This is a genomic window from Chryseobacterium sp. UNC8MFCol, from assembly GCF_000482305.1.
In the GTDB taxonomy this organism is placed as follows: domain Bacteria; phylum Bacteroidota; class Bacteroidia; order Flavobacteriales; family Weeksellaceae; genus Chryseobacterium; species Chryseobacterium indologenes.
Genome location: NZ_AXUZ01000014.1, coordinates 125,200 through 147,548 on the forward strand (window position 1 = coordinate 125,200; position 22,349 = coordinate 147,548).

11 protein-coding genes are annotated in these 22,349 nt (G+C 38.5%); 5 read left to right on the top strand and 6 right to left on the bottom strand.

Annotation, left to right across the window (positions count from 1 at the left end; all coding sequences use genetic code 11):
- The first annotated feature begins 245 nt into the window (after positions 1 to 245).
- Positions 246 to 2,024, top strand: a complete 1,779-nt coding sequence (locus M030_RS0108830; protein ID WP_027373181.1) for an AMP-dependent synthetase/ligase — start codon at positions 246 to 248, stop codon at positions 2,022 to 2,024.
- A 298-nt stretch (positions 2,025 to 2,322) separates the two neighbouring features.
- Here the strand turns inward: M030_RS0108830 and M030_RS0108835 are convergent, their stop codons facing one another.
- The 3 genes from M030_RS0108835 to M030_RS0108845 form a co-directional block, all read right to left on the bottom strand.
- Complete coding sequence (locus M030_RS0108835; protein ID WP_027373182.1) at positions 2,323 to 3,099, bottom strand: zinc ribbon domain-containing protein; 777 nt, start codon at positions 3,097 to 3,099, stop codon at positions 2,323 to 2,325.
- Positions 3,100 to 3,101: 2 nt separating this feature from the next.
- A complete protein-coding gene (locus tag M030_RS0108840) occupies positions 3,102 to 4,199 on the bottom strand; it encodes a Nif3-like dinuclear metal center hexameric protein (protein ID WP_027373183.1) in 1,098 nt (365 codons plus the stop codon).
- A gap of 126 nt (positions 4,200 to 4,325) precedes the next feature.
- Positions 4,326 to 5,174, bottom strand: coding sequence for a hypothetical protein (locus M030_RS0108845; RefSeq protein WP_051584962.1), 849 nt, complete (start codon positions 5,172 to 5,174; stop codon positions 4,326 to 4,328).
- Positions 5,175 to 5,423: 249 nt separating this feature from the next.
- On the opposite strand from M030_RS0108845, the gene M030_RS0108850 reads away from it, so the two are divergent.
- The gene (locus M030_RS0108850; protein WP_027373185.1) at positions 5,424 to 6,251 is read left to right on the top strand and encodes an ion transporter; all 828 of its coding nucleotides are present in this window, start codon (positions 5,424 to 5,426) and stop codon (positions 6,249 to 6,251) included.
- Positions 6,252 to 6,294: 43 nt separating this feature from the next.
- Positions 6,295 to 6,453 carry a hypothetical protein gene (locus tag M030_RS25470; protein WP_155857855.1) on the top strand — a complete coding sequence of 53 codons (159 nt, stop codon included), beginning with the start codon at positions 6,295 to 6,297 and terminating at the stop codon, positions 6,451 to 6,453.
- 168 nt (positions 6,454 to 6,621) lie between these two features.
- Here M030_RS25470 and M030_RS0108860 read toward each other — a convergent pair whose 3' ends face one another.
- The 3 genes from M030_RS0108860 to dnaE form a co-directional block, all read right to left on the bottom strand.
- Positions 6,622 to 8,949 carry a GEVED domain-containing protein gene (locus tag M030_RS0108860; protein ID WP_027373186.1) on the bottom strand — a complete coding sequence of 776 codons (2,328 nt, stop codon included), beginning with the start codon at positions 8,947 to 8,949 and terminating at the stop codon, positions 6,622 to 6,624.
- Between the two features lie 213 nt (positions 8,950 to 9,162).
- The gene (locus M030_RS0108865; RefSeq protein ID WP_081806310.1) at positions 9,163 to 12,540 is read right to left on the bottom strand and encodes a fibronectin type III domain-containing protein; all 3,378 of its coding nucleotides are present in this window, start codon (positions 12,538 to 12,540) and stop codon (positions 9,163 to 9,165) included.
- A gap of 324 nt (positions 12,541 to 12,864) precedes the next feature.
- Entirely contained in the window at positions 12,865 to 17,532 is a 4,668-nt protein-coding gene (gene dnaE / locus M030_RS0108870; RefSeq protein WP_027373188.1) for a DNA polymerase III subunit alpha, read from the bottom strand.
- Between the two features lie 267 nt (positions 17,533 to 17,799).
- On the opposite strand from dnaE, the gene M030_RS0108875 reads away from it, so the two are divergent.
- Together M030_RS0108875 and M030_RS0108880 are read left to right on the top strand one after the other, a co-directional pair.
- Positions 17,800 to 19,941, top strand: a complete 2,142-nt coding sequence (locus tag M030_RS0108875; RefSeq protein ID WP_027373189.1) for a S8 family peptidase — start codon at positions 17,800 to 17,802, stop codon at positions 19,939 to 19,941.
- 223 nt (positions 19,942 to 20,164) lie between these two features.
- Positions 20,165 to 22,237 (top strand): thiamine pyrophosphate-dependent enzyme, encoded by a 2,073-nt coding sequence (locus M030_RS0108880; protein ID WP_027373190.1) that lies wholly within the window; start codon positions 20,165 to 20,167, stop codon positions 22,235 to 22,237.
- Positions 22,238 to 22,349 lie beyond the last annotated feature (112 nt).

Consider the following 22,349-nt stretch of genomic DNA (forward strand, 5'->3'; position numbering starts at 1 on the left):
GAAGTCATGAAAACAAATGTCTTTCCATTAGCTTCCGCCTCATATTATGGAAAAAAAAGGTGTAACAAAATAAGCTGAATAAAGACAACCTCATAATAAGTCAATTTTTTTCTGCCGGCGATATCCTTCATCTGATCGGAAATATTATGGCAGACATTCAACTTATTTCCGATTATCGAATTCTAGTTTTTACAATTAAAAAAAATGCTTATATTTAGAATTCTTTATAAATTACTTAAAAAATCATGACGATCAAGAGATTATTCGATATTCCACATTACGCTTTAGAAAAATATCCTAAAACGGACATGTTTGTAACCAAATATCATGGTGAATGGAAAAAAACTTCAACACAGGAGTTTATTAATGAGGGAAATAAAATATCCCGTGGATTACTAAAGCTAGGCATAAAGCCGGGTGATAAGATCGCTTTGATAACTACCAATTCCCGTACAGAATGGGCGATTATGGATTTCGGACTATCCCAGATCGGGGTTGTTTCGGTGCCTGTTTACCCAAGCATTTCCCCTGAAGATTACGAATTTATCTTCAATAATGCGGAGATTCAGTACTGTTTTGTTTCTGATAAAGAGCTATTGAATAAAGTTATGAAAGTAAAACATAATATTCCTACACTACAGGGTATTTTTACTTTCGACAACATAAGCGGTGCTGCCAACTGGAGGGAGATTCTTGACCTGGGTAAGGATGAGTCTACCCAAATTGAAGTAGATGACCTTTCTAATGCCATCAACACTGAAGATCTGGCAACGATCATCTATACCTCAGGAACGACAGGAAGGCCAAAAGGTGTAATGCTGACCCACAATAATATAGTTTCTAACGTCTTGGGTTCGATTCCGAGGATTCCGAAGAAAAAAAGTTTAGATTATAAAGAAAGCAGAGCATTAAGCTTTCTTCCGATCTGTCATATCTTTGAAAGAATGCTTTTTTACCTGTACCAATACAACGGTTTTTCAATCTATTTTGCAGAAAGCATTGATAAAATGGGCGAAAACGTAAAAGAGGTAAAGCCTCATTACATGACTGTTGTACCGAGACTGGTGGAAAAAGTATATGATAAAATCTACAACACGGGTTCTTCGGCTGGAGGATTAAAATCAAAAATATTCTTTTGGGCTTTAAATTTAATCTCAAAGAAAAAGGAAATTTCGAAACCTTCGGGGATCCAGCAGATTATTGCTGATAAATTGGTATTTTCTAAATGGAGAGAAGGTCTTGGCGGGGAAATTGTTACCTTAGTTTCGGGTTCTGCCGCATTATCTACCAGACTGAATCTGATATTTCAGAATGCAGGAATCCCTATACTGGAAGGGTACGGACTAACAGAGACATCGCCGGTAATTTCCGTAAACAGCTTTGAAAAAATGAAGGTGGGAACGGTAGGAGTTCCTTTGGATAATTTAAAGGTAAAAATTCAGGAAGATGGAGAGATTACCGTAAAAGGCCCTTCTGTGTTTAAAGGTTACTTCCAGAATGAAGAAATGACAAAAGAAGCATTTACGGAAGACGGATTTTTCAAAACGGGAGATATAGGACATATCGACAGTGATGGTTTCTTGCAGATCACAGACCGTAAAAAAGAAATGTTCAAAACATCCGGCGGAAAATATATTGCTCCGCAGACGATTGAAAATTTAGCAAAAGCATCCAAATTTATTGAGCAGATCATGGTGGTTGGTGATGGCGAAAAAATGCCATGTGCCTTAGTACAACCCGATTTTGAATTTGCCAAAAGCTGGGCGATGAGAAATAATCTGAACATCGGTTCTGCCCCTGAAGAAATTGCACAAAGTCAGGAATTAAAGCAAAGGATTGAGAAAGAGATTGAAGGAATCAACGAACATCTTGGAAACTGGGAGAAAATCAAAAAAATAGAGCTTACCCCTGAAGTCTGGAGTATTGAAGCAGGACTTCTGACCCCGACCCTGAAATTGAAAAGGAAAGCTGTCAAAGAGAAATTTATTAGTCTGTATAACAAGATGTATGAGCATCATGAATAACATAATAACCGCTTCAAAATGAAGCGGTTTTTTTCTGTGTATTTTTATCTTTTAAGTATAGCCAAGCAGGAGGATAATTCAAAGGCCCGTTTCTCTTAATGGTTATTTATCATTCCGTAACAAAAGTAGCCTTGTACTCCTGAATACTCTGTTGATATTCCTCCTTCGTCAGAATGACAAAAAAGCTTAAGAATAATCCGTTGCTATTTGTGAAGATATTGGTGTGGTACGTGTTTTAGCAAAATAAAAAAGCTGCTTCATTTCTGAAACAGCTTTGTAGTATGTAAAAAATCAGTAATTAGAATTTAATTACAGATTTCATTTTTTCGTTTTCTTCCATTACCAACTCGTCATCAACAAGGATTTTCCCAGAGTGCTCATCAATAATGATTTTTTTTCTCTGAGCAATTTCCATTTGTTTTTGAGGAGGAATGGTAAAGAAAGATCCTTTCGGAGCTCCTCTTTCTAATCCTACTACCGCTAAACCATTGATAGAGTTTGTTCTGATTCTGTTGTAAGAAGCTAATAATCTTTCATCGATCTTACCCGCAAATTCTTTAGACTGCTCTAAAAGATATTCTTCTTCTTTTTGAGTTTCAGAGATCAAACCATCCAATTCTTCTTTTTTGAATTTCAGGTGGCTTTTCAAATCTTCGATCTTTGCATTCAATTCGCTTAAAGTTTCGTTTTTGTGAGCAATTTTAGCTCCGAATTCTTTAATTCTTTTTTCAGCAAGCTGAATTTCCAGATCCTGGAATTCGATTTCTTTTCCTAATGCTTCAAACTCTTTATTGTTTCTTACGTTATCCTGCTGAGATTTGTATTTCTCAATTAAAGTTTTAGCATGGTTAATAACTTCATGCTTTGTTTTGATCTGATCGTCCTGATCTTTGATATCTGCATGAAATTTTTCAGCTCTTTTTTCAAGACCTTCAATCTCGATTTCAAGATCTTCAACTTCAATTGGCAATTCTCCTCTAGTATTTCGGATTTCATCCAATCTTGAATCAATGATCTGTAAATCGTATAAAGCTCTTAATTTTTCTTCAACTGAAATATCGTTGGTTTTTGCCATATTTAAATGAAATAATTTACTGGGTTTGTTTTTTCAATAGATTTTGAAATTGCAAATGTACTAAATTTTTGTGATAAAATTTCAAATAATTGTTGGGTTACCAATTGTTCTGATTCATAATGCCCTATATCGCAGATCAGCATTTTAGATTCAGCCAGAAAATAGTCATGGTATTTAATATCTCCGGTGAGGTAAGCATCGCATTTTTTAGAAAGGGCAGCTCTGATGCCGCTGGCTCCTGAACCGCCTAAAACCCCTACCCTTTTAATTTTTTTCCGGGTAAAGGAAGAGTGTTTTATGACTTCCAGATTAAATTTTCCTTTTACAAAATTCAAAAAGTCCTTTTCGTCCATTTCTTCTTCCAGGTCACCATACATCCCTAGTCCTGCGTGGTGATTTTTATTATCAAGGGTATAGATCTGATGCGCTACTTCTTCATAAGGATGGGCTGTCTTCATGGCGCCGACAATTTGTCCTTCTTTATAATTTTCAAAAATTACGGAGATCATATCTTCATCAGCATTTTCGCGGATATTCTGCTGTCCGGAAAAAGGATTTGACCCTTCAACCGGTCTGAATGTTCCGTTTCCGTTGATGGTAAAACTGCATTCATCATAGAATCCGATATTTCCTGCTCCGGCTGAAAACATAGCTTCCTTCACTTTTTCCGAGTGATCTTTAGGAACAAAGACGGTGAGTTGTTTGAGGTTGTTTTCTTTCGGTTGGAGGATTTTCATTTCCCTGAGCCCCAGTTGGCTGCATATTCCATAGTTTACACCAAAAAAATCATTATCAAAGGCTGTATGAACAGCGTAGATGGCAATTTTATTTTCAATGGCTTTCATCACTGCTCTTTCTACGTAATTCTTTCCTGTCAGAGACTTTAGTCCCGAAAAAATGATGGGGTGAAAACAGACAATCAGATTACAATTTTTGTCTATAGCTTCTTGTACTACATTTTCCAATGCATCGTGGCACACAAGAATTCCGGAAACATCGCGATCTGGAACACCACATAATAAACCTACATTATCAAAATCTTCTGCCTGTCTGATACTTATTTCCTCTTCAATTTTTGCAATTACAGTCCTTAGCTTCATGGGTTTCTAAAATTTACAATTACGGCGAAGATATTAATTTTACCATGATTAAAGAAAAAATAGTGCAGAATATATTATAAAAAACCGGCCTGCTGTGGCCGGTTTGAACATGAAAAATAAATATAACTAGTCTTTGAAAAGTGACACTCTGGTAAATGAATCTACTACTACAGTACAGCTTATATCAGATTCCATAAAAAGCTGATATCCTCTTCCGGGATCTAAACTTGCAGGATCAGCAATGGTATAAAAGTAAAATGTCAAAAGATTACCCACCCCGTTTGAACCGCTCGGAACAAGTTGGATCGAATTGACTTCAAACCCGGAATCGGGGTTTTTAAACGTTGCCTTTACCGACCCTGAGGAATTGGATCCCGGAGTAATATTGGCAATAAGTCTCCAGATATGAACCTGCCCGTGAATTTCATTTTCCCTCCATTTTCCGGTAGCAGCAGTATAAATATTTGCTGTAACTCCCGGAAAAGGAACAGTAGTTTCCGGCCAACTGGTCGTAGGGCTTGCAGCAAAGACCAATGGTACGGTATACGTTACCTGTTGTCTTGCCCCGTAGCCGCTGCCTGCTGCACTTAAACTAAAAGAGGGTTTTACATTTGCGTTTCCAGAATTCACCTTAACGACACCGTCATTACCAGCCTGAGAGGATGTGGGAACAAAAAGCTGTCTCCAGAGGGTACCGTCCCAATACTGGAAATTGTTGGTTGTCGTATTAAAAATAAGAGTTCCTGCGGTAAGATTAGCATTCACAACACCTGCAGGTGGCACTGTGGAAGCATTATTGTCAGCAAGGTATGTATCTCTGTCGGTATCGGTAAGCCGAGGGATAAGAATTCCTTTCTGATTGGAAACAATATCTAATACTGTCGCCCCATTGGGAGTGGTAGTATCAATACCTACTTGTGCATATACAAAACCATATATGAACAAAAGAATAAAAAATGTTAATATTTTTCTCATGATATTAGATTTTGTTGAATAAAATTACGAACTAGATTCTAAAATATGTTAAAAAATAAATTTTTATTTCTCATTTTTTATTCGTATTTTATATTATATAATCAACTGTAAATCAAAAAATTAAATATTAATAATTCACTTTTTAACGACTAAAAAACTTTTAACATTTGGAATTTCATTTTAACAATCATATATTTACCTTATACTTTATGTAAATTACTAACTTCGTTGTGAAATAACTTAACTTACATGGAAAGAGAACATAATCTTGTTCCTGAGGATAAACTTTGGAAAAGATATCTGTATAGAATTATCTACCGCTCTGATACCAGGCTCGGAAAACTTTTTGATATTATATTATTATCATTAATTCTTGCGAGTACAGCCATCATCATGATGGAAAGTGTACCACAGCTCGACAGAAGGTTCCATTATACGTTCATCATCCTTGAATGGATTATCTCAATCTTTTTTACAGCCGAGTATTCTATGCGTATTGCGGTATTAAAAAATAAGCGGTCCTATATCTTCAGTTTTTTCGGAATCATTGATTTCCTGGCGTTGGTTCCGTTTTATCTTAGCTTTTTCTTTCCGGTCACCAAATACTTTCTGATCTTCAGAATGCTGAGAATGTTGAGAATCTTCAGGATTTTTAATTTACTGGATTTTATGAACGATGGCTACCTCATCGTACGGGCTTTAAAAAACAGCTCCAGAAAAATATATATCTTCCTTTTATTCCTTATTATTTTTTCCGTGATCGTAGGCTCACTGATGTTTATGGTAGAAGGCGGCAGGCAGGGCTTTGAAACTATTCCACAGTCTATTTACTGGGCTGTAGTTACTGTAACCACTGTAGGATACGGTGATGTGTCTCCTATCACCCCATTAGGCAAATTTTTCGCGGTTGTTCTCATGCTGGCCGGTTATTCTATTATTGCTGTTCCCACCGGGATTGTAACTGCAGAAATGAGAAATAAAAGGCAGAACCTTGAAAAGATATGTGACCGTTGTGGTAACGAAGATATTGATGATGATGCAAGGTACTGCAAACAGTGTGGCAAGAAATTAGCTTGATATTTGATATCGATATAATTTATTCACCAAATACCACAAAATCATGGAACCACAAAAGAAAAACAAACCGAATAGTCTAGTCGTTATTCTTTTTGCACTAGTCGTGCTGATGATCATTATTTATTTCTTCCTAGTCATGTTCTTCCCTACCGTTTTCGATTGGATGAATACGGGACAGGTACAGCCCGTTCCTGATAAGTAAAGGATAACTCATAATATAAAAGGTTGGGCGAAAATTTTCGCCCAACCTTTTTTCTATAAACCAGTTAAGTAGTTCTACTACCTGATTGTTTTAATTCTATGTCTCGATTTGTCTTATAAAAAGCGAATCCTGAGGATCCACTTTTCTGTTTTTATACAAAAAGAGTATTTACTTTTTAATTCCTTTAACAGTCTGTTTTCCGCCGTCCTTCATTTCTAAAGTAATCAGATACAGTCCTTGTTTGAGATCGTTCAAATAAATTGTTGTACCTGGGTTTTCGATTGTTTTAATCAACCTTCCCGCAGCATCGGTTACAAAAGCATTTTTTACATTTTTACTATCAGAAATATGCAGTACATCTGTAAACGGATTCGGGTATACTTTAAGATCGTTCTTCTTCGGTCCAATCTCTGAAGTTGCCAGGTTTCCATTCGTGATAGTAATATCGTCAAGATAAAGATTATCCTGGTTCGCATCTGAATAAGCATTAAAACCGAAATAATATACTCCCGTTGCAGGAACGGTAAATGTTAAAGATGCTGTATTTACCGTATTATCATTGATTGACGGATAATCTGCAATTGGATTAATCATTGCTGAAGCATCTCTTGAGATTCCAAAAGCTACTTTCATCTTTTCAGTATAAGTAGTTGAATTATTTCCGTATTTATAGCTGATGGTATATTGCACTCCCGCAGTTAGACTTAAGCCCTGTGTAAAGAACCATGCATCTGCCGGGTTGGAAAAGCTATATCCGTATTTCAGTACATTTCCTGAGAACCCCTGAATATCAAAAGGTTCAGAATCTGTTTCCCAATCATTACCTGATCCGGCATTCACATTTTCTGTACAACCGGGAAGGTTAGGAATACTAGCATTTTCAAAATCAACGATATACGGAAGATTACCGGTTGAGCATAAGGTAGTTAAGGTAGTGAGTTCACTCCACGCACTTTTATCCGTTGCACTACATGCAGATCTTACCCAGATATAATACTTGGTGGAAGGGGATAATGACGGGATTGTGTATGTTGTACCGGTAATTGCTGTAGCATTAGGAGTGCTTGTTGCAGTTGGAGCGGTATTCGCTGTACTGTAATACATATCATATCCGTTTGCTGGAGCCGGAGTTGCTGCTGTCCAGGATACCGTACCTCCCGTTGTAGTTATATTTGAAACCGTCAGTGCCGTAGGTTCACTACATGTAGGTGTAACATCGATTGCAATATCATCCACATATAACTGATTCATATTGGCATCAGAATAGGCATTAAATCCAAAATAGTATACACCTGTAGTCGTAGGGGTGAAATCTACAAAATTGCTGGTAGCAGTACTTGTAACGATATCCGGATGATCTGCCAATGCATGGGTCATATCTGCACTTGTGGCGGAAGTCCCATAAGCTACTTTTAGTTTTTCAGGATAAACTGTAGTTCCGGTTGAATTGGCATATTTGTACTTTATTCTGTAGCTAACCCCGGCAGTAAGGTTTATAGCAGAGGTAAAAAACCATGTATCGGCCGCATTTGAGAAACTGTATGAATAGCGAAGTGTCTTCCCTGTAAATCCATTATCGTCGTAATTGTAAGTTTCCCATTCATTTCCTGTTCCACTATTCACAACTTCCGTACATAATGGTAAACCGGGCACTGCCGCAGATTCAAAATTTTGTACGTATGGAACATTCATTACCCCGCAGGCCGTAGTAAATGTCTTTTGCTGTGACCACGCACTTTTATCCGTAGTGCTGCAAACCGAACGCACCCATACATAATAGACGCTGGCCGGTGACAGTGATGATAAAGTAGCCGTCAATGTACTGCTGGCTCCTGAGGCAACGGTAGTTGCCGTAGGCGATGTACTGGAAGTAGAATAATAGTACTCATATCCATTAGCCGGAACAGTTGTAGATGCTGTCCATGAAAGCTGCGCAGAATTAGGCGTTATGGCAGATAAAGCTAACCCGCCCGGAGCAAGACAGCTTGGAGCCGCTCCAATAACAACCGTATAATCATGTGCTTCCCCATATCCTGAGATGTTACAAGGGATTGGCTGACTTGAATACCTGTCTGCGACCCTCATTCTGTAGGTGCCGGGAGTAACGGTAGCAGGAATGCTGATTGTACCTAACGTAACGTTTGTACCATTCACCTCTTCACTCGTTCCCAATGCTACAAGCTCAGGATCCGTATCATCAAAAGTTCCGTCATTATTGAAATCGATCCAAATACGTACGTTTTGATCTCCGTAATCATGCGTTACAGAAAAATCATAATTTAATCCGGCATTCAGATTAATAGTCATGGAGGTGTAATCTCCATAAGCACCTGTAGAACAGCCTGTCCCCTGATGGGTAAATCCTACTGAAGGAATTATAAAGGAGTCTATCTGGTCTCCCCCATCACAACCACTGGCAAATTCGGGAATACAATAGGTTTGGGCAAAGGATAAAGCTCCGATTGCAAGAAAATTAACAAGTAAAATCTTTTTCATATAATATTATTATTTTACTCAAATTTAAATAAATTAAGCAATAAATACATAAAAAAATTAAATCAAGACCATTAAAAATAAATTTTTAATTAATATGAGATAATTTCAATATTTAACCAATAGCATTAAAAATATTTTACAGATTTTAAAATTAAGGCAATAAAAAAAGAGACTCCCCTACAGGAAGTCTCTCATTTATGATGTTTATAAATATTATTTTTTAATGGTTTTAATCGTTTGTTTGGTGCCGTCCTTCATATTCAATACCACTAAATACATTCCTTGTTTCAAATCTCCCACATGAAGAGATAAAGAAAGATTTTCAATGGTTTTCACCACTCTGCCGGCCGCATCAACAATCTGAACTGATTTTACTTTAGAAACATCGGAAATGTTTACAATTTCAGAGAACGGATTAGGATAAAGTCTGATTTCGTTTTTATCCCTTGTCACCTCAGAAGTTGACAGATTACCAAGCTGGAAATTAAAATCATCAATCAACACACTATTGGCAGGAGATCCTGTATGCTTAAGCACAAGCTTATTAACACCGGCAGGAACTCCGGTAATATTCAACGAATAGTTATCAATAACCGTAGTACCCGTGGTTGTATAAGTACCCAATACCACAAAACTACCGGTATTGGCAGGATCCGTTAAATATCCTATCTGAACAACTCCACCTGCAGTAAGATTTGCTCTTCCTTTAAAGCTAATCATATAATTATTAGAATCCAGATTAAGGAGCTCAGGGGTAGATACCATTCCTGTACCAGAATTATCAGTATAAAGATACAATGCATAAGGAGCACTTATCATTGTTCCGGAAAGGGCATAAACTTTGGCATAGCTCGCCATAGAACCGATACTTAGCCAACATGAAGGAAGCGCTCCAACAACTGATGAATCAAAGTTTTCATTCAACGATGATACCGCTGCACAAGCTGTTTTGAAGTTAGCAGACACAGACCAGGCGCTCGTATCATTGGCGCTACAGTGGGATCTTACCCAAACATAGTATGTAGTTGCAGGAGTAAGCGTAGTAAGAACCTGAGATGTTCCGGTCACACCCGAAATAACAGGAACCGTAGATGCTGTGGGAGCCGTATTTGAAGTACTGTAATACATATCATAACCCGCAGCCGGAGGCGTTGTAGAAGCCGTCCAAGACACTGCAGCAGAATCTGCGGCTATATTTGAAACAGCAACTCCCGTCGGAGGAATACATGTTGCCGGTGCAACAACACTCAGGGTAAAGTCAACATAGTTTCCTGAAGGGGCCGGTCCACAAGATGTAATAGTACCACTATAAGACTGCCCGAATCTCACTCTGTAGTCTCCCATCGGCTGGCCGGCAGGAATTGCGAAAGATCCTGAAGCCGTTGCAGCATAGGCTGTGGTAGCAGCAAGCATAGTCTCACCCGCATCATTAAAGTCAAGGTCATTATTCCAGTCTACCCAGATATAATAGTAGTACGTACCTCCTCCTGATGCTTTTAATGAATAATCAATATTTCCTCCTGCAGTTCCGGAGAACGATGTAGATGAATTATTTACGTATGCCGAATATGATGCAGCCGTGTAGGCAAGGTTATTATACCCTAAAGTATTCGTGGTAATATTAGTATAGTAATATAAGGTATTGCTGCTACCTCCTGTAGGAATGCAATGTCCCGTATAAGCAGACACGGCAGAGGTCCATACACTCTGATCTGAGCCGCTACATCTTGATCTCACCCAGATATAATAAGTGGTATATGGTAATAAGCCGGGAATAGTTGCAGATGTACCGGCAACAGCAGTAATACTTGGCGCCGTAGCAGGCAGAGGTGCTACGTTGGTCGTACTGTAATAAATATCATATCCGTTTGCCGGAGGTGTAGAAGGAGCTGTCCATGAAATATCGACAGAATTCAGGGTAACAGCACCAACCGTAACCCCGGTAGTCTCAAGACATGAAGGAATATCTTCCACCACAACATCATCAATATACACTGATCTTGAAGTACCTCCCAAGCCATGCTTGAAAGCCAGATACTGATTTGATCCCGCAGGAATATTAACAACATATGACGCCCAGGAAGTTGTGATCGCAATACTATTACCTACTGCTGCAAAAGACGCCGGATTAGAAGGATCAGACAAAGTTCCTACGAACATCGTATATCCTGTACTTCCGCCTTTTGCCATGAATTTAACTCTTTTTGTTCCGTTTGTCAAATTGGTTGTCTGCGGAGAAACCAACATCACATTTCCTGTAGTATCCGTACTGTTAAATAAAATGTAACAATTCGGAGTGGAAGATGGAGAGGTAGAAGATACATATCCGTAACCTGCACTGCCGGACGTTTCTACGTATGACCAGCACGTTGGTGCATTAACGTTTGACGATGAACCTGTGGGGGTAGTATCAAAATTCTGAGAATAAGGCGCCGAAGTAGGTAAGCATACTGTTGTAAAAATTTTTTCAGTACAGGATGCGGAAAGGCTGGTCGCCGTATATGATTTTACTGTATAGTAGTAAGTGGTGGCATTATTGAGAGAGGTTGGCAAGGTATAGCTGGTAACATTACCCATATCAAAATCATTGAGTACATCAGAACCTCCTGCTGTAGTTCCTATCCTCAACTTATATCCTGTCGCTGCACTTACGGCTGACCAGGTGAAAGTTGGATTCACCGATACATTTACAGCTGATGCTGCCGGAGCAGAAACAGCAGGACAAGGAACTGTTGTTGTGGTAAAACTGGATCCATTACATCCTGTTGCAGAACCTATAACATTTCTCGGAACTATCGTTGCATAATACTGGGTAGAATAACTCAATGCATTAGCTGCTGTAATTGAATAGCTGGTAACATTTCCTACATCCAATCCGTTGATTATATTGTTTCCGCCCGGCGTTGTCCCTAAATACAGATTATATCCGTTAGTTCCTCCTGTGCCTGCAGCCCAGGTGATAGTAGGGGTAACAGAAACTCCTGTAGCGGCATTGGCAGGAGTCGAAATCGTGTTACACGCCGGTGGGCTTATTATATCCTGGGTAAGCTGAACATCGTCAAATCCCATATAAAAATCACCGGTACCTACTGCTGTACTTTTGAGCCTAAGTTTAAAACCTGCACCTGCAGGAATCGTTCCTGCAGGAATTGATCCGGAAACTGTAGTACAGGGTATGATGGTATTGGCAGATCCACTGATCGCCAGCGGGCTAAGGATAGTGACCCAGGTTGCACCATTATCTACGGAATAATCCGCTGCTACCGTTCCATCAATTATGGCAGTGCTGTTATATCCCTTGGCGAGATATTTAAAAGAATAATTAAGCGCTGTAGCATTGGAAGCTGTAGAAGTATACACCATATTCCAACTTGGTACACCGTCATAAATATTCTTGTACACGGCCTTAGTTCCCTGACAAGCGGTTCCGGCACTTGATCCGTAACCTCCTGCTGCCAGAGTAGTCCCTGCCCCGTTGGTGCTTGTCCAACCGGAAGGTAAGCTTGAACCTTCGAACCCTTCATTAACTAAAATTTGTGCTGATGCCCCAATTCCCAGTGACATCATACACGATAGTAGAAGTTTTTTCATACATGTAAAAATAAAATTAGGGGATAAATGTAAAAAAATAATTAATCCAAAATCATAAATAAGTTAAAATGAGTAAATATTATTCAATAAAACAACATTATTTTTAATGAAATTTAAACAAATATTTAATTTTATTAATTATTTAATCAATAGATTTATTTTTTTAAACAATTGGAATACAATAAGTTAATATGAAACAAAAATTAAGATCCCAACCAACAGTCTACCAATTTAACATAATAAAAAAGTTGCTTTGAACTTACATTACGGCATAAAAAAAGTGGCAAAAAGCCACTTTTTCAGATATTTATAGATTCCTACTGATCAATTCAGATAGAACTCATACTTGTTCAGCAGTTGAATTTCTTTAATCAAATCTCCATTCAGGTCTACAGAATGTTTCATTGACTGCACTTCAATATGAGAATCATCTTCTATATTTTTAATGAAGAACTTCAGTTTTTGATTTCCTTTATTTCTGTCAAGAACTGTTCTGAAAAAATCCAGGTCTTCAGGTCGTACATCCATCACATCCATCACCAATGAAATACTTTTCGCAAACCTTTCGAAGGCTTCCTGAAGTTCTATGACATCATTTACATTCACGAAAACCCTTCCATCTTTCACCTGGGCAAATTTTATTTTAAAAATAACAAATCTCTGCACCTCGAGCTTTTCCTTCAATCTCATATAATCTCTGTCTCCTAAACGGAAAGAATATGAACCTGAATAATCTTCCAGCGTCACAAATGCTACTTTTTCACCGCTTCTGAAACCATCTTTTACCACATATTCGGTAATCAGCCCGGCTACAGTATATTCTTTTCCGCCACCGCCATTTTCTCTTTCTTTCTGAATGGTCTTCCAGTCTTTCTTTTTTTCTTCAAACAGCTCTTCCTGCTTATTGGCAAAAGCCTGTTCTTTATAAGCATCCACCTCATCAAGGTTCAGAAACATAAAGTTTCCTTTAGGCTCTGCTTTTTTGGTAACTTCTTCCACCACTTCTTCTTCCCCGGTTGGCAATTCATCGGAAACAATCTCAACGAGATCCACGGTATCATCTTGTGAATCCGGCTCCAAAACAGGAGTTTCATCCGGTGATACTTTAGCCTCTACATCCTTTTCCAGCACCGCTTTTTTTGAAAGCTGCCCCTGCATAAACTGAAACTGGAATTTAAATTCATCCAATGGATGGGCAGAAAGATAGAAACCAATGATTTCCTTTTCTTTATTAAGTTTATGCATATTAGGCCATTCAGGACAAGGGGCCAGTTTAGGCTGTTCGATCTGAACTTCCTCAGCAAAATCGGCGAACAGGGAATGTTCCATTTCATTTTTACTTTCCTGAAAGCTCTGTCCGTATCTTATCAATCGTTCCAGATTTGTTTTTCCGGCCATATCGATATCAAAATACTGGCCTCTGTGGAAAGAGTCCAATTCATCAAAAGCTCCTGCCAGCACTAAACTTTCTGCCACTCTTTTATTCATCTGGGAAGGTAGGATTCTCTCAAAGAAATCATAGATATTTTTAAACCTTCCGTTTTCTCTTTCTTTTGTAATGGCCTCACTCGGACCTTCACCAATCCCTTTGATGGCTCCTAAGCCAAAACGAACCTGCCCTTTTTCGTTTACAGAGAATTTGTACTGAGATTCATTCACATCCGGCCCAAGAACGTCTACGCCCATACTTTTACAGTCTTCCATAAACATGGTAATGGAGTCGGTGTTGTTGATGTTATTACTCATCACACTCGCCATATATTCTGCAGGATAATTTGCTTTTAAAAACGCGGTCTGATAGGCAATAAACGCATAACAGGTCGAGTGAGATTTATTGAAGGCATATTCTGCAAAGGCTTTCCAGTCGTTCCATATTTTCTCAAGCCTTTCTTCATTGAGGTTATTTTTTCTCCCTCCTTCAATGAATTTGGGATACATCTTGTTCAGGACATCGATCTGTTTCTTACCCATCGCTTTTCTCAGGGTATCGGCTTCACCTTTCGTAAAGTTGGCTAATTTCTGAGACAGAAGCATTACCTGCTCCTGATATACGGTAATTCCGTATGTTTCCTTTAAATATTCTTCTGTTTCCGGTAAATCATAGACGATCTCTTCAATCCCGTGCTTCCTGTTAATAAAGTTCGGGATATATTTAATCGGACCGGGACGATACAAGGCATTCATGGCGATAAGATCGGCAAAAACCGTAGGCTTAAGCTCACGCATGTACTTCTGCATTCCGGGACTTTCGTACTGGAAGATCCCAACCGTTCTTCCCTCTTTAAACAACTGATAGGTTTTGGCATCATCCAACGGAATAAGATCCGGGTCAATATCAACGCCATACCTTGCTTTAACGAGCTTCAAGGCATCTTTGATGATTGTAAGAGTTCTAAGACCTAAAAAGTCCATCTTCAGGAGTCCCGCGCTTTCCGCTACCGAGTTATCGAATTGTGAAACGAGAATATCAGCATCTTTCGCTGCTATGGTTACAGGCACCAGATTACTTACATCCTCCGGAGTAATGATCACTCCACAGGCATGGATACCGGTATTCCTGATACATCCTTCCATCTTCTTGGCACTTGCCAGCACTCCGTGACGTGAGTCATCAGGACTATTAAGAACATACCTCATCTCATCAACGAGCATCTGCTCTTCAGGTTTCAGCTTTTCATATTTTGCGAGTGCTTTCGCAATATTCATCCCTGGCGTTGAAGGAATAAGCTTGGCAATATTATTGGTATCCGGAATCGGAACATCAAGAACCCTTCCGGCATCTTTAATAGCCGATTTCCCCCCAAGAACCGAATAAGTAATGATCTGAGCGACCTGACTTTGTCCATATTTTTCAATGACCCACTTGATTACACGATCTCTTCCCTCATCATCAAAATCGATATCAATATCCGGCATCGAAATCCTTTCCGGATTCAGGAATCTCTCAAATAGGAGGTCATATTTAATGGGATCAACATTCGTAATTCCGATACAATAAGCTACTGCGGATCCTGCAGCCGATCCCCTTCCGGGACCGACCCACACCCCCATATTACGGGCTTCATTACAAAAATCCTGTACAATTAAGAAATATCCCGGATATCCGGTGTTAGCAATAACTTCCAGTTCGAAATCAAGACGTTCTTTAATTTCATCGGTAATCCCTGTATCAACATATCTTTTTTTTGCACCTTCATAGGTAAGATGGGTAAGATAAGCCATCTCCCCTCTTTTACCTCCATCTATATCATCTTCTGCATGGATAAATTCTTCAGGAATATCAAATTTAGGAAGGAGGACATCTCTTTTTAAAGTATAAGGTTTAAACTTCGCAAAAAATTCATCATAGGCTTCAAATGCATCAGGATAAGCAAGAAAAGCTTCTTTTATTTCATCAGAATTTTTAATGTAATACTCTCCTGTAGCCAGCCCTCTCCTTTTACCAAATCCTTTTCCGATAGGGGTTGTTAATTTTTCACCATCTTTGATACAGCTTACAATATCCTGGATATTCGCATCGTCCTTATTAGAATAATAGGTTTCGTTCTGCGCTAATATTTTAACATTATATTTATCAGCAAGATATAATAAAACTTCGTTCAAATGCTCTTCTTCCGGCAGCTTATGATTTTGAAGCTGAACATAAAAGTCTTCTCCAAAAGTATCGCTCCACCATTTGAAAAGCTCTTCCCCTTTCTGTTCACCGGTATTTAATATCGCATCAGGAATGTCGCCGTGAATTCCTGAAGTAAGGGCAATGACACCTTCTTTATACTGAGCAATCAGTTCACGGCTGATCCTTGGTACCCCAAAATAGAAACCTTTCAGGAAACCGATACTTGAAAGTTTTGCTAAATTCTTGTATCCGTTAAAATCTTTTGCCAAAAGTACCACCTGCGTTCTTCTATCCGGATCATCTTTGGTAAACTGCTTCTGTTCGTAACGTTCTGAGATATAAAACTCACAACCTACAACAGGAATCAACGGTTCGGAAAGCGGTTCTTCTTCATTAAATTCCAATCCGTTTTCTTCGGCCTCCTGTTTTTTTGCTAAATATTCTTTATGTTTTTTTGCCCTGTCTCCATTGGCCGCCTCTACTGCAGAAACGAATTTAAAAGCTCCCATCATATTTCCGAGATCCACCATTCCTACGGCAGGAAAGTTATCATCAGAAGCTTTTTTAATCAAATCGTTGATGCTTGTAGTAGCCATCAATGTTGAGAACACACTATGATTGTCAAAATTGAAATATTTACCTAAGTCAATTTCATCAATACTCCCGAAATCCTGTTGTTTCTTTTTATTATTAAAATCAGCAACCTGTCTTCTGACAACAATATTAAAAGGCTTTATCGGGTCCGGATAGAGGCTTTTGAAATAAGCCAGCTGGTCTTCAGAAATCTTGAGTACCTCAGCGGGAACGACACCAATCCTCATCATCTCAAAGAAAGCTCTTGCTGTAGCATTTACATCGGCCGCAGCATTGTGTGCTTCATCAAATTTATGACCATAAAGCTTCTCATAAAGCTCTTCAAGTTTAGGAGACTTATAGCGGCCTCCACGCCCACCGCCTAACTGACAATAATCAGTTCCAAGAATCATGGTGTCTGCTCTTGGTTTTTCCTGGAGGTTATCTTTTATATTTTTTCTGTAAAATTCTGCACCTACGATATTGTAGTCAAACTCAACATTGTGTCCGGATACTACCCTTACTCTGTTCAGTACTTCAGAAAACTCCTTAAGGATTTCTTCAAGATCACGACCTTCTTCATTGGCAATCTTGGTAGTAATCCCGTGAATTCTTGCTGCGTTAAAGGGAATATCATATCCTTCAGGTTTTATAATATAATCCTGGTTTTCGATCAGGTTCCCATCATCATCATGTAACTGCCATGCAATCTGAACCATTCTGGGCCAGTTATCCGAATCTGAAAGCGGAGCGTTGAAATTTTTTGGTAAACCGGTTGTTTCTGTGTCAAAAATTAAATACATATAATTTTCTAACTTTTTTAGGAAATAGAATGTAAAGTTACTTCATTTTTTCTAATTAATACTTTAATTGAGATATAGACCGTATCTATAAAATTATGAAATTTCTAATAACAACCATGAGATTATAAAAAATAAAATAACTCCAATCTATAAACGTTTTAAACTTTAACATTAAAAAATTAGAATTATTTAATGAAAATATTCGATTTTAAAATATTTTACCATACATTTGACAAATTACATTTTTTTAAATATTCAACAACTATTATGAAGAAACATTTACTTTTGATCAGCACTTTAGCCATCACATTGATAAGTGCGCAAAACAATGAAGGACTAAAAAGAGAGTTTGCGAAACAGAACCGGGAAAACAACGCAAAATTTGATAATTATGCGGCAAAACGCTACGGAAACACTAGTAGAGATTTAAAAGTTCAGCAGGAAATTGAAGAACAAAAATCTACTTTAGTTGGATTTACGCCAGATGGGAAGCCATTATTTAACAAAAATGAAGATATGGATCAGATCAAAAATTCAAATTCTGATTTTCTTCAAAATGGGACGGTAACCGGCCTGACAGGGTCTTTCAATGGTGAAAATATTAAGTACACAATATTTGACGGTGGAAGAGCTTTTGCGGGACATGTTTTCTTTAATAACGCAACCAACAGAATTACCAATAAGGAAGCAAGTACAATGAACTATTCTGCTCATGCCACTTCGGTTTCAGGATTTATTGGAGCTAAACCTTATACCCAGACAGTAACCTTTACCAATGGAACTACCAAAACAATTAATTTTCAGGGGATAGCAAAAAATTCAACTATTGACTCTTATGCTTTCCGAAGCTCAATATTACCTGGAGAAACTGCTACCAGTACAGTATTCCAAAAGATACTGACTGCACAGCCTAAGATTTCAAACCATTCATATGGTGTAAACGCAGGTTGGGATGTAAAAACAGTAAACGGATCCAACGCATGGGTTTGGGGTGGTATATTTGACAGTCCGAATACTTCAATGGACCTACAAGGAACTTACTTTATTAATGATCAGAATTATGACGCTATTGTCTATAACAATCCAACGTATATCATAGTAAAGTCATCAGGAAATTATTTTGGATATGGCCCTGATTATCCAACTCCGACTCCATTACCTACCTATTATACAGATAATAACAACGCTCCTGTTGCATTTGCTGCCACAGACACAAAACCAACAACCAACTGTTCTCAAGGATTTGACTGTATCGGACCTGGTTCTTTGGCAAAAAATATTATCGTGGTAGGTGCTACAGATATCATTACAGCCAATTCAGGAAGATATACCGTTCCCGGAGATGTCGTTCATTCAAATTACAGCAGCGCGGGTCCTAGAGATGACGGAGGAATCAAACCGGATATTACAGCAGTAGGAACAGGTGTAGGAAGCGCTTCTACAGCAGAGGATACTACAGGTAGCCAAAGCTTAACAGTTGGAGACGGAACTTCTTATTCAGCACCGGTCGTTACAGGGGTAATCGGTCTTTGGACACAGATCAATAAGCAATTATTCAACAATGCGGAATTAAATGCTGCTGCTGCGAAAACATTAATGATCCACTCTGCTGCAGAAGCTGGAAATGTAGGCCCGGATCCATGGTTCGGATGGGGTTTCATCGATGCTAAAAAAGGAGCTGAATTATTAGTAGGAAAATCTAACAATACGGTAATTTTCAATAATGAAACATTAAATAACGGAGCTGTAAACACGAAAAATATCTTAGCGACAGGTGATACTCCAATTAAAGTTACCATCTCATGGATTGACCCTGAGTACAAATTACCGGCAGCAGGCGTATCCTGGGATGATGCATACAACAACAGAGCATCAAGACTGGTTAATGACCTGGATCTTAAAATCACTGATGTAACTACAAATACAGTATATCTGCCTTGGAAGCTAAACGCCACTAGTCCGATGACTCCGGCGATTAAAGGAGACAACACGGTAGACAACGTAGAGCAAGTCGTTATAGACGCTCCTGTAGCAGGAAGAACCTACAAAATTGAAATATCACACAAAGGAACATTAAAGAATAATGCCACACCAAGTGCTACAGCTCCTCAGGATTATTCAATTATTGTTACCGGCTTCAATCAGGTATTAGGGACTCAGGATACGAAAACCAGCGTATTCAATGAGCTTGCTATTGCTCCTTCCATCACAAAAGATGTTACGAATATCCTGAAAGCTCCTAAAAAATCAACCTTCACGGTATATGATCTATCAGGTAAGAAATTACAAAACGGAGTGGTAAACAACGATAAGGAACCTCTTGATTTATCTGCTTACACAAAAGGAGTATACATCATTGAAGTAAAAACAGGAAAAGAAACAATTTCCAAGAAAGTAATCAAGGAATAATCATTTTCCGCACATAAAATTGATATGCGATATCGGCTAGTACCGATATCGCTTTTTTTTTAAACAACATCCTGAAATTTGCACAGAAAATTATAAAACATGATCGGCAGAAAAGCCTTTTTTTTTACTTTTTATCAAAGAATATCAGGCATTTAATACGACAAAACGAACAAAATACTAACAGTTGTTAGTATTTTGTTTTTTTAATGTATATTTGCTTTCTATGGAAAATGCACTTCACGAAAAAGTTTCTCAGGATATTTTACTTAAAGCGTACAATCATATGATGCTTGCCAAGGCTATGGCAGACATTTATGAAGAAAACCGAAATGTTTGCAAATACGTCCACAGCACCTCAAGAGGCCATGAAGCCATTCAGCTTGCCACAGCATATCAATTGAAAAAAGAAGACTGGGTATCTCCTTATTACAGGGATGAAAGTATTCTTTTAGGGATAGGATTTGAGCCTTATCAACTTATGCTTCAATTGCTGGCTAAAGCTGACGATCCATTTTCAGGAGGAAGGTCTTACTACTCTCACCCTTCAAGCAGGGATGAAAATAAACCAAAGATCATTCACCAGAGTTCCGCTACAGGAATGCAAACAATCCCTACAACAGGGGTTGCACAGGGATTAAAGTATATCCAGGACTTTAATCTTCAACAGTTTGAAAACAATCCGGTTGTCGTTTGTAGCCTTGGAGATAATTCAGTGACAGAAGGTGAAGTAAGCGAAGCTTTACAATTTGCAGCCTTACATCAACTTCCTATTATTTTCCTTGTTCAGGATAATGAATGGGGAATTTCCGTAACAAAGGAAGAAGCAAGAACCTGCGATGCATATGATTTTGTATCCGGATTCAACGGATTAAGCAGAATGCGGGTGGATGGAACTGATTTCACAGAAAGCTATGAAGCGATGAAAAAAGCAGTAGACTTCGTGAGAACAGAAAGAAAACCGTTGGTTGTTTGTGCAAAAACAGTACTTATCGGTCATCATACATCCGGAGTCCGAAGAGAATTTTATAGAGATGAAGAGGATTTAACCAAACACAGGGCGAAGGATCCGGGAGAAATTCTAAGAAAACAACTACTTGATTCAGGAGTTGATGAAGATCTGTTGAAGCAGATCACCAAAAAAGCACGTCTTGAAGCTGAAGAAGCTTTTGAAAGAGCTAAAAATGCTGAAGATCCGAAGCCTGAAACTGTAATGCAACATGTATTTGCTCCGACGCCAATTACCGAGGAGACAGGAATACGTGAGCCTGCCAATGGCGAAAAGATCGTCATGGTAGACGCTGCTATCCACGCCATACAGGAATTGATGTGGAAGCATCCTGAAGCTCTTCTTTACGGACAAGATGTCGGAGAAAGAATCGGTGGCGTTTTCCGTGAAACAGTGACTTTAGGAAAAAAATTCGGAAGCAAAAGGGTTTTCAATACCGCAATCCAGGAAGCATATATCATTGGCTCCACAGCCGGGATGAGTGCCGTAGGATTAAAACCTATTGTAGAAGTTCAGTTTGCCGACTATATTTATCCGGGAATCAATCAGCTTATTACTGAGATTTCAAAATCCAGCTATTTAAGTGGTGGAAAATTCCCTGTGAGCAATATCATCCGTGTTCCGATCGGAGCTTATGGCGGCGGCGGACCTTACCATAGTGGAAGTGTTGAAAGCATTCTTGCGAATATAAAAGGAATAAAAATAGCATATCCTAGTAATGCGGCCGACTTCAAAGGTCTGTTAAAAGCAGCTTACTACGACCCGAATCCGGTAATCATGCTGGAACACAAAGGTTTATACTGGAGTAAAGTACCGGGAACGGAAGATGCTAAAACTATCGAACCGGCAGAAGATTACGTTCTTCCGTTCGGAAAAGGTAAAGTTATCATCGAAGCCGATAAAAATGAAACTGAAAAAGGAAGAACTTTATTGGTTGTAACATACGGAATGGGAGTTTACTGGGCAAAAGAAGCTGCCAGAAATTTCAATGGAAGAGTTGAAGTGATCGATTTAAGGACTCTGATTCCGCTGGATGAAGAACTTGTTTTTGAAAGAGTAAAAGCTCACGGAAAATGCATAGTTCTTACTGAAGAGCAGCTTACTAATTCTTTTGCGGAAGCATTTGCACACCGTATTTCGAAAAACTGCTTCAAATACCTTGATGCCCCGGTAGAAACAATGGGATCCCTTGATGTTCCTGCCGTTCCTATCAATCTTATCCTTGAAAAAGAAATGCTTCCCAATGCGGAAAAACTCAGTAAAAAGATTGAAGAAATGCTACAGCAATAAAATTTTAAATAAAAATTTCAACCTCTAAAAATTCTTAGAGGTTTTTTTATTACTTTTATTCAGGATTATCAATCTCAATGTTAACAGATTACAACGAAAAAAAAATAACTGC

Coding starts and splice junctions, on each gene's coding strand:
- M030_RS0108830 (WP_027373181.1), top strand. CDS start 246: ATGACGATCAAGAGATTATTCGATATTCCACATTACGCTTTAGAAAAA.
- M030_RS0108835 (WP_027373182.1), bottom strand. CDS start 3,099: ATGGCAAAAACCAACGATATTTCAGTTGAAGAAAAATTAAGAGCTTTA.
- M030_RS0108840 (WP_027373183.1), bottom strand. CDS start 4,199: ATGAAGCTAAGGACTGTAATTGCAAAAATTGAAGAGGAAATAAGTATC.
- M030_RS0108845 (WP_051584962.1), bottom strand. CDS start 5,174: ATGAGAAAAATATTAACATTTTTTATTCTTTTGTTCATATATGGTTTT.
- M030_RS0108850 (WP_027373185.1), top strand. CDS start 5,424: ATGGAAAGAGAACATAATCTTGTTCCTGAGGATAAACTTTGGAAAAGA.
- M030_RS25470 (WP_155857855.1), top strand. CDS start 6,295: ATGGAACCACAAAAGAAAAACAAACCGAATAGTCTAGTCGTTATTCTT.
- M030_RS0108860 (WP_027373186.1), bottom strand. CDS start 8,949: ATGAAAAAGATTTTACTTGTTAATTTTCTTGCAATCGGAGCTTTATCC.
- M030_RS0108865 (WP_081806310.1), bottom strand. CDS start 12,540: ATGAAAAAACTTCTACTATCGTGTATGATGTCACTGGGAATTGGGGCA.
- dnaE (WP_027373188.1), bottom strand. CDS start 17,532: ATGTATTTAATTTTTGACACAGAAACAACCGGTTTACCAAAAAATTTC.
- M030_RS0108875 (WP_027373189.1), top strand. CDS start 17,800: ATGAAGAAACATTTACTTTTGATCAGCACTTTAGCCATCACATTGATA.
- M030_RS0108880 (WP_027373190.1), top strand. CDS start 20,165: ATGGAAAATGCACTTCACGAAAAAGTTTCTCAGGATATTTTACTTAAA.